Genomic DNA, 13,878 nt, shown 5'->3' with positions numbered 1-13,878 from the left:
GTCAGGTCTTGTACGTTCCTGCGGCCCGCTGGTACGCCGCCGGCGGCACGCCGACGATCCGCTTGAAGTGCCGGCTCAGGTGGGCCTGGTCGGTGAAGCCCACCTCGGCCGCCACCTCGGCGGGCGGCCGGCCCGACTTCAGCAGCCGGCGCGCCCGCCGGACCCGCAGGGAGGTGAGGTAGGCGTGCGGCGGCAGCCCCGTCTCGGCCTTGAACGCCCGCAGCAGCGGGAACGGGCTGGCCCGCACCGTCTCCGCCAGCCGGTCGAGCGTCGGCGGGTCGGCCAGGCTCGCGCCGAGCACCTCGATCGCCTCGCGGACGGCCCGCCGCCCCGCCCCGGCGGGCACCGCTCCGCGACCGGCGAGGGGATCGGTGAGCGGGCCCGGCGCCCCATGGCGGGCCAGCAACCGGCCGAACAGCGTGCGCGTCAGCGTGGAGGCCGCAAGGCCGTCGCCCCGCTCGGCCGCCCGGTGCGCCCGCTCCAGCAGCGCGGCGAGCGCCGGGTCGCGCACCACCTGCTCGGGGAAGTACGGCGTGGCGCCCGCCCTGCCCAGGTCGGCGGCGATCTCGGTCATCGACTCCAGCGACGGGTAGAGCATCCGGTACGCCCAGCCGCCGGGCACGCCCGCGTGGCCGGTGTGCGCGACCTCCGGGTTCACCAGCACGATCTCCCCCGCGCCGGCCCGGTGCACGGTGCCGCCGTAGGCGAACTCCTCGACACCGTCCAGGATCAGCCCGATCGCGTACTCCGCGTGGGCGTGCCGGGCGAAGCGGTGGGTGACGTAGCGGGCCTTGAGCAGGTCCACGTCGGGCACCGCGGGATGCCGCCAGAACCTCGCCTGCTCCTCCACCGCCGCTCGCCTCAGCGGGGGGTGAAGGTCTGGGCGAACGTGTCGAAGTAGCGGCGCTCGCGCGGCCAGCGGGCCTCCGTCGTCTCCCAGTAGATGGCGTACGGGCGGCCGGAGGCGGTGCGGAAACCGCGGTTGACCACGTGGATCACGGTGCCGTCGGCCTCACGGGTGAACTCCCAGTCGGCCGCCGGGCGGCCCAGGTAGGTGGTGGGCTCGATGGACAGGCGCCGGTAGCCGGAGAACTCCCTCTTGGCCAGGATCTCCTTCTCCAGATCTGCCCAGTGCCGCGCCGGGTCCGTCCATGGCCGCTCCGCGACGGTCCATTCGATGATCAGCTTGCTGGGCGAGCCGGGAGGCCGGACGGTGACGCTGGCCCGCTCCCGGCTCTGGACCGCCCGCCAGCCACGCGGGACGGCGACCGAGAAGCGCCCGGCCGCGTTGGTGTAGAAGCGCCAGCCGGGAGGCGGCGCGACGCGCGTGGGACCGGACGGCGTGGCGCCGGGGGTCGCCGCCGTGGCGGTTGCCATGCCGGTGGCGACGGGCGTGGCGGGCGTGGCGGGAGTGGCGGGCGCGCCGCTGCCCGGGCCGCCGGAGGTCGCCGTGCCCGCCCGGTCCGTGGCGCCCGTGCCGCCGCCCGGAGAGTCGGTACGGTTGGTCAGCAGCATGGCGCCGACGCCGAGCACGGCGGCGGCCGTCACGGCGGCCACCACCTGCAGCACGCCGCGCGGCCGCCGCCTTCCGCCACCGTCCGGCACACGGGCGCCAGGACCGGCCGGAGCGCCGTGCGCCGGGTGGGCGACGTGGCCGGGGTTACCGGCCGGAGGGTGGCCGGAATCGGGGTTCCCGGCCGGAGGGCGGCCGGGACCGGGATGGACGGCAGGAGGGTGGCCGAAGCCGGGATGACCGGCGGCAGGGAGACCCGGAGCCTGGAGGGTCGGGTGGCCGGAGGCGGCCCCCGGCGAGGGGTGGGTCGGGTGACCAGGAGCCCTGCCGGGCGTGGCGTGGCTCGCGGCGGCGCGGAGCTGCCGCGCGGCCTCCCCGGCCGGCATGCGGGCGGCCGGATCGCGGTGCAGCAGCCCCATGATGACGGGCGTCAGCGGCCCCGCCCGCCGGGGCGGCTCGGGCTTGTCGCGCAGCACCGCGGCCACCGTCGCCGCCCACGAGTCGCGCTGGTACGGCGGCGCGCCCTCCACGGCCGCGTACAGCGTCGCGCCGAGCGCCCACAGGTCGGACTCGGGCCGGGCCGGTTCGCCGTGCAGCCGCTCGGGCGGCATGTACGCGGGCGTGCCCACCAGGCCACCCGTGGCGGTCAGGCCCGCCTCCGCGTCCAGCGAGGCGATGCCGAAGTCGGTCAGCACCACCCGGCCGTCGTCGGCCAGCAGCACGTTCTCGGGCTTGACGTCACGGTGCAGCACACCGGTGGCGTGCGCGGCGCGCAGCGCGTCGAGCACCTGCCAGCCGATCACCGCCACCTGCCCGGCGGGCAGCGGCCCGCGCTCGCGGACCACCTGGGCCAGTGAGCGCGACCGGACGAGCTGCATCACGATCCACGGCCGGCCGTCCTCCTCGACCACGTCGTGGATGACGACCACCGAGGGATGGTCGAGCCGGCCCGCCGCCCGGGCCTCCCGGATGGTGCGGCGGTTGAGCTGGGCCCGCTCGTCGTCGGCGACCCCGGAGTAGCGGACCTCCTTGACCGCCACGGTGCGGTCGAGCAGCTCGTCGTAGGCGCGCCAGACCACGCCCATGCCGCCCTCGCCGATCGGCTCGACGAGGCGGTAGCGGTTGCCGACCTGCCTTTCCACGTCGGCGAGCCTACTTGCGGGGCTTGAAGGTCGCGCAGAAGCCCTCGAAGAAGTGCAGGTCCTTCTTCCACCTGCTCTTGAGCGTGTGCCAGTAGATGGCGTAGCCGCGGCCGTTGTCGGTGACGAAGCCCCGGTTGCGCACCCGCGACGGACCCGAGTTGGCGTTCCAGGTGAAGTCCCAGTCGGCGGCCGCCTTCTGGTAGTCGACCTTCTTGATGTCGAGCTTCTCGTAGCCACCGAAGTTGTGCTTGAGTATCGGCTCCTGCTTGATCCAGTCCTTGTACGGATCGGGGCCCGGGTTCGACGCCTCCTCGATCAGCAGGTAGGACTTGGGGCCGGCGCCGGGGCCGCGGAAGGTGACCTGGTTGGAGTTGCGGGTGTGGACGTCCCAGCCCTTCGGCAGACCGACGGAGAAGCCCATCTTCTTGTCCTTGTACATCTTCCAGCCGTCGGGCAGCGCGTCGGCCGTCTCGCTGGGCGAGGCGCTCGGGCTCGCCGTCTCGGTGGGGCTCGCGCTCGGGCTCGACTCGGCCGTCGGCGACGCCGGGGGGCCGTCGGACGACTCGGAGGCGGAGACGGACGCGGACGCGGACGGCGTGGCGACGGCGCCGGTGCGCGTCGAGCCGGGGCGGTCGTCGGCGGCGGAGTTGAGCCCCAGGTAGCCGCCGATCGCCGCCACCAGCACGACGGCGCCAGCCGCCGCGACGACCGGCCAGGGCCGGCCGCGCAGGTCGGACCGGGAGGAGAGCGCTGTCGGGGGGAGGAGCCGGTCGGGGTCGCCGGTCGCCGGGGTGATCCGCGCGCCGGTCTCGGGCAACTCGTGGGCGGGCTGCGCCGCCCACGGGTCGGCCGGTGCGGGCGCCGGGGCGGGGGTGCGCGCCGCCGCCGGGCGCCCGGCCTCGGCCCGCGACTCCGCACGCGCGGAGTCGGGCCGCGCGGAGTCGGGCCGCATGGAGTCGAAACGCGCGGAGTCGGGCCGCGCCGCGTCGGGCCGGGCGGCGGGTCGCGCGGACGAGGGCCGCGCCGAGATGGGACGCGGCTTGGCCGCGGGCCGCGCCGGCCTGGACTCGGGGGCCGGCGTCCCGGCGGCTCCGGGCATCGGCAGATCCGGGTCGGTCGGGGCGTCGTCGTCCATCGGAGCCGGCTCGGGGGCCGGCCGCTGGGCCGGCATCACCGCGGTGGCGCGCGGCGAATCGGCCCGTGGGGGCCGGCTCACCTGCCGCGGGGTCGAGGCGGCGATGGCCTCGCGCAGCAGCCGCTCGGTCTCCTCGTACGAGGGACGCTGCACCGGCTCCTTGGCCAGCAGCAGGTCGATCACCTCGGCCAGCGGGCCCGCGTGGGGAGCCGGGTCCGGCGGGTCGGTGAGCACCGCGTGCATGGTGGCCAGCGCCATGCCGCGCTCGTGCGGCGAGCGGCCCTCCACGGCGGTGTAGAGGGTCGCGCCGAGCGACCACAGGTCGGACTCGCGCCGTGCGGGCAGCCCCTTGAGCCGCTCGGGCGCGATGAACGCCGGAGTGCCCGCCAGGCCGGTCACGGTGAGCTGTGTCTCGGTCTCCAGCGTGGCGATGCCGAAGTCGGTCAGCACCACCCGGCCGTCGTCGGCCAGGAGCACGTTCTCGGGCTTGACGTCGCGGTGCAGCACGCCCGACTCGTGCGCGCGGTGCAGGGCGTCGAGCACCGCCAGGCCGATCTCGGCGACCCGTTTCGGCTTCAGCGGCCCGTCCTGCTTGATGACCGCGCCCAGGGAGCGCGACTGGACGAGCTGCATGACGATCCAGGGGCGGTCGTCCTCCTCGATCACGTCGTGCACGACGATCACGTTGGGGTGCTCGAACCTGGCCGCCGCCCGCGCCTCGCGCATCGTGCGCCGGTTGAGCATCTGCACCTCGTCGCCCAGAGCGGCGGCATAACGGACTTCCTTGACCGCCACCGTGCGATCCAGCAACTCGTCATGGGCGCGCCAGACGATGCCCATCCCGCCCTTGCCAATGGGTTCCAGCAGCTGGTAGCGGCCGGCGATGCGGCGTCCGTCCCGCTTGCGATCCGACATCAACGGCCTCAAACCCTCCCTCTAGGCCAAGAAATACTCCCATAGCGAGGGATCATCGGCGACTCGCTCGAAGGACAGTCCGCCGTCAGGACCTCCCGAGGGGGCCGGCGGCTTCGGCCGTCGGGTGGATCGGGAGTGGGCGGCCCGCCGAGGCCTGAGTGGGCTCTGGCCTGCGAGGTCCGCGCCTGGCGGAGGCCTTCCGGGTTCTGCCGTACCGGCCGACATCGTGGTCGTCTCGTCACGGAACGTGAGAGGTGGGCGCGCGCAGGTCGTTCAAGTTCCGCTGCGACCCACCGCCAGGCGGTGCGCCGCGCTCGCGCGGTGCGTGGAGGGCCACCGGCAGTCGCGCGACGCCGCGCCGGAGCATCGCCGCACCGCCTGCCGCAGGCCGGTGTCACGATTGACTGCGGCGAGCAGTCCCGCGAGCGGCTCGGCGAGAAGCCGCTTCCTTCAGGGAACGGAGGCGGGTGGAGGGCGGGTGTAGGGTTTCTGACATGACCTGTCGCTACACGTTTACCGAGCCGGCTCCGGGAGGGCCGGTCGCCGGGTAGCGACCACCTGGAGTCGGCAAGAGGCAGAGACGCCCGTCTCTGCCTTTTTGGTTTTCCGCCGGCTTCCGAAGGGCCGGCCCGAGTGAGGAGCCGAGATGTCATCGACCTTGGAACGCCGCGTCGTCACCCTGGGCGGGACGCCGGTCGGCGCGGGACCGGCCGTGGTGATCGGCGGCCGGGTGAGCCTGCGCGAGCGGCGCGGGGACGCGGCGCGGACCCTGCGCGGGCGGGCGAGGCTGGTGGAGCCGTCCGGCGCCGGTGACCTGCCGTGGATCGCCGAACGGGCCGACGGCGTGGTGGTCGGCGCGGCCTGGACCCGCGACATCCCGCTCGTCCGGGCCGTCGCCGGGCTGGGGCTGCCCGTGGTGGTGGAGCGCAGGCCCTCGGCGTCGCTGGAGGAGTGGCTCACGCTGGCCGGTTACTGCGCGGCCGAGGGCGACGACCAGGTGATCCTGTGCGAGGGCGGGCGGCTCGACCTCGGCCTGCTGCGGGCCGCACGGGCGGCGTCCGGCCGTCCGGTGGTGGCCGACGTGCGCGCCGACCCGGGGCTGTCCGCCGCGGCGGTGGCTGCCGGGGCCGACGGCCTGATCGTGGCGGATCCGGCCGGGGCGGGGCCGGACGGTGTCCCGTACCCGAGATCGCGCGGCGAGGCGGGCGGCGGGCACGGCGCTGTTCGTGGCGCCGCTTCCGGCGCGGCCCGCAACGCCGCGATCGGTGCAGCGGACGGTCCAGCGGGGGAGTTCGAGGACCGTCCCGAGGGCGGGTTCGAGGACGGGTTCGAGGATGGTGGGCGGCGGGCGGCGGAGGAGGCGGTGACGCTCGTGGGGGCGCTGCTCCGGCCCGAGACGCCCGACACGCTGGAGGAGTGCCGGGAGGCGATCGACCGGGTCGACGCCGCCCTGGCCACGCTGCTGGAGCGGCGTGCCGCGCTGGCCGGCGTCGTGCAGACGCTCAAGCCCGTCGGCGGCTTCGCCGGCCGCGACCCGGGGCGGGAGCGGGCCCTGGTGGCGCGGATGGCCCGGCGCGCGCCCGAGCTGGGGGAGGAGCGGCTGGCCGCCATCATGAACGCGGTCATCGAGGCCGGCCTGCACCTGGCGGAGGAACGCCGCGCCCACCGGTGACCCGCCCGGAGGGAGGCGGCCCGGAGACGACCCGGGAGACGATGCGGGAGGCGGCCCGGGAGGCGGCCCGGAGACGGCCCGGAGACGGCCCGGGAGGCGGTGCGGGAGGTGGCCCGGGAGACGGTGCGGAAGCCGGTGCGGGGGGCGGGCTGACAGGGTGTCAGGAGGTCGTCGCCAGGTGACGCGCCGCCCCCTCGTACGGACGCGGGTTGTCGGCGGGGAGCACTAGAGTCGGAGCACACCCTCGACCGCCCGGACGCGCCGGGCCGGCCGGCTGACCCGCAGACTCGGAGGCGCCGCTCCATGTCGTCCAGCGACTCGTTCGTCCATCTGCACGTGCACACCGAATACTCCATGCTCGACGGGGCCGCACGGCTCAAGCAGATGTTCAAACAGGTCGGCGAGCTGGGCATGCCCGCGATCGCCATCACCGACCACGGCAACATGCACGGCGCCTACGACTTCTACAAGCAGGCGACCGCCGCGGGCGTGAAGCCGGTCATAGGCATCGAGGCGTACGTCGCGCCGGAGTTGCGGCACAACAAGAAGCCGGTGCTGTGGGGCGAGCCGCACCAGAAGAGGGACGACGTCTCCGCGGGCGGCTACTACACCCACATGACGATCTGGGCGCGCGACAAGGCGGGCCTGCACAACCTGATGAAGCTCAGCTCGCGCGCCTACACCGAGGGGTTCGTGCGCAAGTGGGCGCGGATGGACGCCGAGATCCTCGCCGAGCACGCCGAGGGGCTGATGGCGACCACCGGCTGCCCGTCGGGCGAGGTGCAGACCCGGCTGCGGCTCGGCCAGTACGACCTGGCGCTCCAGGCGGCGGCGCGCTTCCAGGAGATCTTCGGCAAGGACAACTACTACCTGGAGATCATGGACCACGGCCTCGACATCGAGCGCCGCGTCCGCGACGGGCTGACCAGGATCAGCAAGGAGCTGGCCATCCCGCCGCTGGTCACCAACGACTCCCACTACACCTACGAGTCCGACGCCGCCTCCCACGACGCCCTGCTGTGCATCCAGACGGGCAAGCAGCTCTCCGACCCCGACCGGTTCCGGTTCGACGGCTCCGGCTACTACATCAAGACGGCCGACGAGATGCGCGCCGTCGACTCCTCCGACCTGTGGGCCGAGGGCTGCCGCAACACCCTGCTGGTGGCGGAGAAGGTCGATCCGACCGGGTTCTTCGAGTTCAAGAACCTCATGCCGACCTTCCCGATCCCCGAGGGCATGACGGAGGAGCAGTTCTTCCGGCAGGAGGTCTGGAAGGGCATGGAGCGCCGCTTCCCGGGCGGCGTGGACGAGGAGCACCGGGCCTGGGTGGAGAAGGAGCTCGGGGTCATCGTCCAGATGGGCTTCCCGAGCTACTTCCTCGTGGTCGCCGACTTCATCATGTGGGCCAAGAACAACGGCATCCGCGTCGGGCCTGGCCGTGGCTCGGCGGCCGGCTCGCTGGTGGCCTACGCCCTCGGCATCACCGACCTCGACCCCATCCCGCACGGCCTGATCTTCGAGCGTTTCCTCAACCCCGAGCGCGTCTCCATGCCCGACGTCGACATCGACTTCGACGAGCGCCGGCGCGCCGACGTGATCCGCTACGTGACCGAGAAGTGGGGCGCCGACAAGGTCGCCATGATCGCCACGTTCGGCACCATCAAGGCGAAGGCCGCCATCAAGGACGCCGGCCGCGTCCTCGGCTATCCCTACGCGCTCGGCGACCGGGTGTCCAAGGCGTTCCCGCCCGCCGTCATGGGCAAGGACATCCCGCTGTCCGGCATCTTCGACAAGGACCACCCGCGCTACAACGAGGCGGGTGAGCTGCGCAAGCTCTACGAGGAGGACGTCGACGTCAAGGCGACGATCGACCTCGGCAAGGGCCTGGAGGGCCTGATCCGGCAGACCGGCGTGCACGCCGCCGGCGTGATCATGTCGTCCGAGGTGCTGACCGACTACATCCCGATCATGCGCCGCGACTCCGACGGCGCGATCATCACGCAGTTCGACTACCCGACCTGCGAGACGCTCGGCCTGCTGAAGATGGACTTCCTGGGCCTGCGCAACCTGACGATCATCGACGACTGTCTCAAGGCCATCGAGGGCACCACCGGCGAGCAGATCGAGCTGCTGGAGCTGCCGCTGGACGACGCCAAGACGTACGAGCTGCTGGCGCGCGGCGACACGCTCGGCATCTTCCAGCTCGACGGCGGCGGCATGCGCTCGCTGATGCGGCTGATGCGGCCCGACAACTTCGAGGACATCTCCGCGGCCCTGGCCCTCTACCGGCCGGGCCCGATGGGCGCCAACTCGCACACCAACTACGCGCTGCGCAAGAACGGCCAGCAGGAGATCACCCCGATCCATCCCGAGCTGGAGGAGCCGCTCAAGGAGATCCTCGACACGACCCACGGCCTGATCGTCTATCAGGAGCAGGTCATGGCCATCGCCCAGAAGGTCGCCGGCTACTCGCTCGGCGGCGCCGACCTGCTGCGGCGCGCGATGGGCAAGAAGAAGAAGTCCGAGCTGGACAAGCAGTTCGAGTTCTTCGAGAAGGGCATGCAGGACAACGGCTTCTCGGCCGCCGCCATCAAGGCGCTGTGGGACATCCTGCTGCCGTTCTCCGACTACGCCTTCAACAAGGCGCACACCGCCGGCTACGGCCTCGTCGCCTACTGGACCGCCTACCTCAAGGCCAACTACCCGGCCGCCTACATGGCGGCCCTGCTGACCAGCGTCAAGGACGACAAGGACAAATCGGCCCTCTACCTCAACGAGTGCCGGCGCATGGGCATCAAGGTCTACCCGCCGGACGTCAACGACTCCGACTTCGACTTCACGCCGCGCGGCACCGACATCCGTTTCGGCCTGTCGGCGGTCCGCAACGTCGGCGGCAACGTCGTCGACGGCATCATCGCGGCCCGTAAGGAGAAGGGCCGCTTCGGCGACTTCAAGGACTTCCTGCGCAAGGTGCCGGCGATCGTCTGCAACAAGCGGGTGATCGAGTCGCTGATCAAGGCGGGCGCGTTCGACTCGCTGGGCCACGTGCGTAAGGGCCTGGTCATGGTGCACGAGCAGGCCGTCGACGCGATCATCGACATCAAGAAGAACGAGGCGATCGGCCAGGACTCGCTGTTCGGCGCGGTCGACGGCGGCGAGGACCAGACCTTCGACGTGCAGATCCCGGTCGGCGAGTGGGACAAGAACACCCTGCTCCAGTTCGAGCGGGAGATGCTCGGTCTCTACGTCTCCGACCACCCGCTGTTCGGCGTGGAGCACATCCTCGCCTCGGGCGCCGACTGCACGATCGCCGCGCTGCAGGACGACAGCCGCCCCGACGGGCAGATCGTCACCGTGGGCGGCATCCTCAGCGGCGTGCAGCGCAAGATCACCAAAAAGGGCGACACCTGGGTGCTGACCCAGCTCGAAGACCTCGAAGGCTCGATCGAGGTCATGATCTTCCCGTCCGCCTACCAGCTCTGCTCGACGATCCTGGCCGAGGACGCGATCGTCTTCGTCAAGGGGCGCATCGACAAGCGGGAGGACGTCGCCAAGATCATCGCCATGGAGGTGACGGCGCCCGACCTGACCCAGGAGGCGGGCGGGCCGCTCCTCGTCAGCCTGCCGCTCAACCGGTGCACGCCGCCGGTGGTCGGCCGGCTCAAGGAGATCCTCACCACCCACCCGGGCACCTCCGAGGTGCACCTGCAGGTGCACAACGGGCCCAAGACGACGGTCATGCGGGTCGAGGACCGGCTCCGCGTGACCCAGTCACCGGCGCTCATGGGCGACCTGAAGGAGCTCCTCGGCCCGGCCTGCCTCGGCGGCTGACCCGCCCCCGTCCCGGACCCGCCCCCCGCCCCGTCCCGGTCCCGGTCACGGTCGGGTGTCAGATGCCGCGCACCACGGCGATGGTGAACGGCGTGCTGGGCGTGCCCTCTCCCATGGGGCCGCCCTTGTCGAACTGCGAGCGCACCACGTAGAGCCGTCCGTGCCGGCGCGCCAGCGTGGTGGGCAGGTGCAGGGCGTCGTCGGTCACCCGCCGTTCGAGGCGCGCCGACGAGCCGTCCCGGGCGAGGCGCCACCGGCTGACGGCGTTGTCGACGTTGTGCACGACCCACAGGGTGCCGTCGTGCAGCTCCAGGCCGTCGGCGTTCGCCATGTCGCCGCCGCGCAGGGCCACGCGCCGCACCGCGCCGGTGACCGGGTCGAGCCGGAACAGGTCGCCGCCCGCCATGTCCACGACGAACAGGTGGCGCCCGGCGGGGTCCGCGACGATGCCGTTGAGTGTCCCGCCGGTGGGCGTGTCGAGGACGTCGCGGAGGTCGGCGTACGGGGTGAGCGTCGCGGACCTGCCGCGCGCCCGGCGTAGCTGCGCGGGCGTGACCCGGTAGATCACGGCGCGCAGGCTGTCGGTGAGGTAGGCGGTGCCGTCGGCCCCGACGGTCACGTCGTTGACGAAGGTCGGCGCCCCCTCCGGCACGGTGAGGCGGGCGAGCGGCTCGCGGCTGGCGAGGTCGTAGACCTGGACTCCGCTGGTGGAGTCGGTCACCCACAGCCTGCCCGCCCGGTCGGCCGCCAGGCCGTTGGCGGTGTGCCGTCCGTCCGCGCCGGCGGGCAGGAAGACCTCGGCGACGCGTCTGCCTGGCATGGCCCGATAGACCGTGCCGTCGGCGAAGGAGCCCACGTAGAGCGCTCCGGTGCGGGGATCGGCGGTGATCCCTTCGGGGTAGACGCGGTCGCCGGGCAGTTCGTGGGCCGTGGTGATCCGCGCGGCGGCGAGCGGCCCGGCCGGGTGCTCGCCCGTGGCGGCGGCCGCCGCCACGCCGGGGTGGGCGGTGGGAGCGAGGGCGACGGGGTGGGCGGTGGGAGCGAGGGCGACGGTGACGCCGAGGGTCGCGGCGAGGGCGGCGGTGCGGAAAGGCGGGGGGTAGGGGGACATCCGAACTCCAGACGTGAGCAGTCAATCATCAGTATGCACACGAACGATAGTTAGAGCTCTAATGCTAGTCAACTTCGCGACGATCGTGCCGTTACCATGCAGCAATGACCTCCATGCCCATCACCGAACGCCTGGGCGGCCACCTCAAGCGCACGGTGCAGGCGCTCGACGCGGCCAAGCAGGCCGCGCTCAGGCCGGCGGGCGTGACCGTGCCGCAGTACGCCGCGCTGCTGCACCTGGCGGACAGCCCCGGCATCTCGGCCGCCGCGCTGGCCCGGGCATGCGGGGTGACGCCGCCGACGATGAACACGATCCTCAGAAACCTCCAGGACCAGGGCCTGATCGAGCGCACCCCGCACGAATGGCACAAGAACATCCTGCAGACCCGGCTCACCGAGCGGGGCCGGCAGGCGCTGGACGCCGCCGACGCCGCCGCGATCCACGTCGAGCGCGGGCTCGCCGCGGAGTTCAGCGACGAGGAACAGCAGACGCTGATCGCCCTGCTGGCCCGCTGCACGGCCTTCCTCGACGGCACGCGCGGACGCGGCTGACCCCGGCCGGGTCCCCCGCCGACGGCGAGTCGCGAAGATCAAGTGACCAGCGCGACGCGCGGGACCTGGCAACCCTCGCCGTGTCCCGCCGCGCACCGGTGGGGGAGGATCGGAGCGTGACCGCACCGCACTACCTCACCGCCGCCGAGATGGCCCGCCTGGTCCGGACCCGGCAGGTCAGCGCCGTCGAGCTGCTGCGGGCCTGCCTCGACCGGATCGAGCAGGTCAACCCGCGGGTCAACGCCATCGTGACGCTCGCCGCCGAGCAGGCGCTCGACGCCGCCAGGGCCGCCGACGCCCGGACGGCCGGCGCCGCCGAGCCGACCGGGCCGCTGCACGGGGTGCCGGTCGCGCACAAGGACCTCGTGGACACCGCCGGCATCCGTACGACGTACGGCTCGCCGCTGTTCGCCGGGCACGTGCCCGAGACCGACGCGGTGATCGTGCGCAGGCTCCGGGCCGCAGGCGCCGTCACCGTGGGCAAGACCAACACGCCCGAGTTCGGCACCGGGTCGCACACCGTCAACGAGGTGTTCGGCGCCACCCGCAACCCGTACGACCTGACGAGGTCGGCCGGCGGCAGCAGCGGCGGGGCGGCCGCCGCGCTGGCCGCCGGCATGGTGCCGCTGGCCGACGGCACCGACATGGGCGGCTCGCTGCGCAACCCGGCGTCGTTCTGCAACGTGGTCGGCCTGCGGCCCACACCCGGGCGGGTGCCGGCCCCGTCCGCGACGGCCGCCTGGTACACGCTGTCGGTGCCCGGGCCGATGGCGCGGACGGTCGAGGACGTCACGCTGATGATGTCGGTCGTCTCGGGGTTCGACCCGCGCTCGCCGTACTCGATCACGGAGCGGTTCGCCGCCGACCCGGTGGAGGGCGTCGCCGGGCTGCGCGTGGCCTGGAGCCCCGACCTCGGCGGGCTGCCGGTGGACCCGGCGACGGCCGCGGTCACCGCGACGGCGCCCGGCGTGTTCGAGCGGCTCGGCGCGCGCGTGGAACAGGTGGACCTCGACCTGTCCGACGCCGAGGAAGCCTTCCGGACCTACCGGGCCTGGCACTACGCCCTGTCGTTCGGCGACCTCGACGGCCTCGGCCCGCACACCGCCTGGAACGTCGAGCAGGGCCGCAAGGTCACCGGCGACGACCTGGCACGGGCCGAACGGCTGCGCAGCGGCCTCTACCAGCGGATGGCCGGCTTCTTCGACAGCTACGACGTGCTCATCGCGCCGGTCAGCCAGGTGCCGCCGTTCCCCGTCGGGCAGCCGTACGTCACCGAGATCAACGGCGTCGAGCTGCCCGACTACCTGGCCTGGATGCGCTCGGCGTACTGGATCAGCGTGCTGCACGCGCCCGCCGCGTCCGTGCCGGCGGGATTCACCCCCGACGGCCTGCCGGTCGGCGTGCAGATCGTCGGGCGGCCGTTCGCCGACGCCCGGGTGCTGCGCGCCGCCCGCGCGTTCGAGCAGGCCACCGGTCACGGCGCCCGCCGACCGCCCCTCTAGCCGATCCCGTACGGCTTGCGCAGCGGCGACTCGCGGTAGCCGTGCATGGCCTCCAGCAGCCCGAAGAACGCCACCGCGCACAGCGGCCACGACACCAGCACGCCCTTGGCGGTCAGCAGCAGCGTGCCGGGCACCACCGTGACCCCGGGGGAGGCGGCCGCCTCGACCGTGACCACGCCCAGCGTGAACGTCGAGCCCACCCAGTACGTCACGAACGACGCGAGCACCCCGCCCGCGCCCAGCCCCAGCAGCACCGCGAGCTGGTGGCGCCGCCCGAGGAACCAGCCCAGCGCGCCGAAGGCCAGCCCCAGCCCGCCGGTGATCACCGCGAACCAGCCGTCGGCGGCGATCAGCGCCTGCGTGGTCGGGTCGGCCAGCACCTGCCCGCGCCCCGTCACCTGGTACGGCGCGCGCGGCGACACCCACGACCAGACGAGCCCGGCGAGCACCGCGGTGGCGGCGAGGAGCAGGACGGTCACCGCGAAAGCCCGCACGTGCCGCGCCAC

9 protein-coding genes are annotated in these 13,878 nt (G+C 73.2%); 4 read left to right on the top strand and 5 right to left on the bottom strand.

The window, feature by feature from the left end:
- Position 1 precedes the first annotated feature (1 nt).
- The 3 genes from ACGF0J_RS24435 to ACGF0J_RS24425 are packed head-to-tail and all read right to left on the bottom strand — an operon-like array spanning position 2 to position 4,705.
- The gene (locus ACGF0J_RS24435; RefSeq protein WP_393149282.1) at positions 2-850 is read right to left on the bottom strand and encodes an AraC family ligand binding domain-containing protein; all 849 of its coding nucleotides are present in this window, start codon (positions 848-850) and stop codon (positions 2-4) included.
- Between the two features lie 11 nt (positions 851-861).
- The gene (locus tag ACGF0J_RS24430; RefSeq protein ID WP_393149281.1) at positions 862-2,655 is read right to left on the bottom strand and encodes a protein kinase; all 1,794 of its coding nucleotides are present in this window, start codon (positions 2,653-2,655) and stop codon (positions 862-864) included.
- Between the two features lie 10 nt (positions 2,656-2,665).
- Positions 2,666-4,705 (bottom strand): protein kinase, encoded by a 2,040-nt coding sequence (locus ACGF0J_RS24425; protein WP_393149280.1) that lies wholly within the window; start codon positions 4,703-4,705, stop codon positions 2,666-2,668.
- Positions 4,706-5,351: 646 nt separating this feature from the next.
- On the opposite strand from ACGF0J_RS24425, the gene ACGF0J_RS24420 reads away from it, so the two are divergent.
- Positions 5,352-6,377, top strand: coding sequence for a chorismate mutase (locus ACGF0J_RS24420; protein WP_393149279.1), 1,026 nt, complete (start codon positions 5,352-5,354; stop codon positions 6,375-6,377).
- A 303-nt stretch (positions 6,378-6,680) separates the two neighbouring features.
- On the top strand, positions 6,681-10,208 hold the full coding sequence (dnaE, locus tag ACGF0J_RS24415) for a DNA polymerase III subunit alpha (RefSeq protein ID WP_393149278.1): 3,528 nt from the start codon (positions 6,681-6,683) through the stop codon (positions 10,206-10,208).
- A gap of 58 nt (positions 10,209-10,266) precedes the next feature.
- Here dnaE and ACGF0J_RS24410 read toward each other — a convergent pair whose 3' ends face one another.
- Positions 10,267-11,319: an SMP-30/gluconolactonase/LRE family protein gene (locus ACGF0J_RS24410; protein ID WP_393149277.1), complete on the bottom strand. Its 1,053-nt coding sequence runs from the start codon at positions 11,317-11,319 to the stop codon at positions 10,267-10,269.
- A gap of 104 nt (positions 11,320-11,423) precedes the next feature.
- Between ACGF0J_RS24410 and ACGF0J_RS24405 the strand changes: the two genes are divergently transcribed.
- Both ACGF0J_RS24405 and ACGF0J_RS24400 read left to right on the top strand, forming a co-directional pair.
- Positions 11,424-11,870, top strand: coding sequence for a MarR family winged helix-turn-helix transcriptional regulator (locus ACGF0J_RS24405; RefSeq protein WP_393149276.1), 447 nt, complete (start codon positions 11,424-11,426; stop codon positions 11,868-11,870).
- Between the two features lie 116 nt (positions 11,871-11,986).
- The gene (locus ACGF0J_RS24400) at positions 11,987-13,372 is read left to right on the top strand and encodes an amidase (protein ID WP_393149275.1); all 1,386 of its coding nucleotides are present in this window, start codon (positions 11,987-11,989) and stop codon (positions 13,370-13,372) included.
- Here the strand turns inward: ACGF0J_RS24400 and ACGF0J_RS24395 are convergent.
- On the bottom strand, positions 13,369-13,878 hold the full coding sequence (locus tag ACGF0J_RS24395; protein WP_393149274.1) for a hypothetical protein: 510 nt from the start codon (positions 13,876-13,878) through the stop codon (positions 13,369-13,371). The genes ACGF0J_RS24400 and ACGF0J_RS24395 overlap by 4 nt on opposite strands.

The sequence above is a fragment of the Nonomuraea sp. NPDC047897 genome (assembly GCF_043204415.1).
Classification (GTDB): domain Bacteria; phylum Actinomycetota; class Actinomycetes; order Streptosporangiales; family Streptosporangiaceae; genus Nonomuraea.
This window is presented reverse-complemented; position numbering and strand designations above follow the sequence as displayed.

Bases quoted from the DNA above. Each gene is read 5' to 3' on its own strand.
- ACGF0J_RS24410 (WP_393149277.1), bottom strand. From the start codon at position 11,319: ATGTCCCCCTACCCCCCGCCTTTCCGCACCGCCGCCCTCGCCGCGACC.
- ACGF0J_RS24405 (WP_393149276.1), top strand. From the start codon at position 11,424: ATGACCTCCATGCCCATCACCGAACGCCTGGGCGGCCACCTCAAGCGC.
- dnaE (WP_393149278.1), top strand. From the start codon at position 6,681: ATGTCGTCCAGCGACTCGTTCGTCCATCTGCACGTGCACACCGAATAC.
- ACGF0J_RS24420 (WP_393149279.1), top strand. From the start codon at position 5,352: ATGTCATCGACCTTGGAACGCCGCGTCGTCACCCTGGGCGGGACGCCG.
- ACGF0J_RS24425 (WP_393149280.1), bottom strand. From the start codon at position 4,705: ATGTCGGATCGCAAGCGGGACGGACGCCGCATCGCCGGCCGCTACCAG.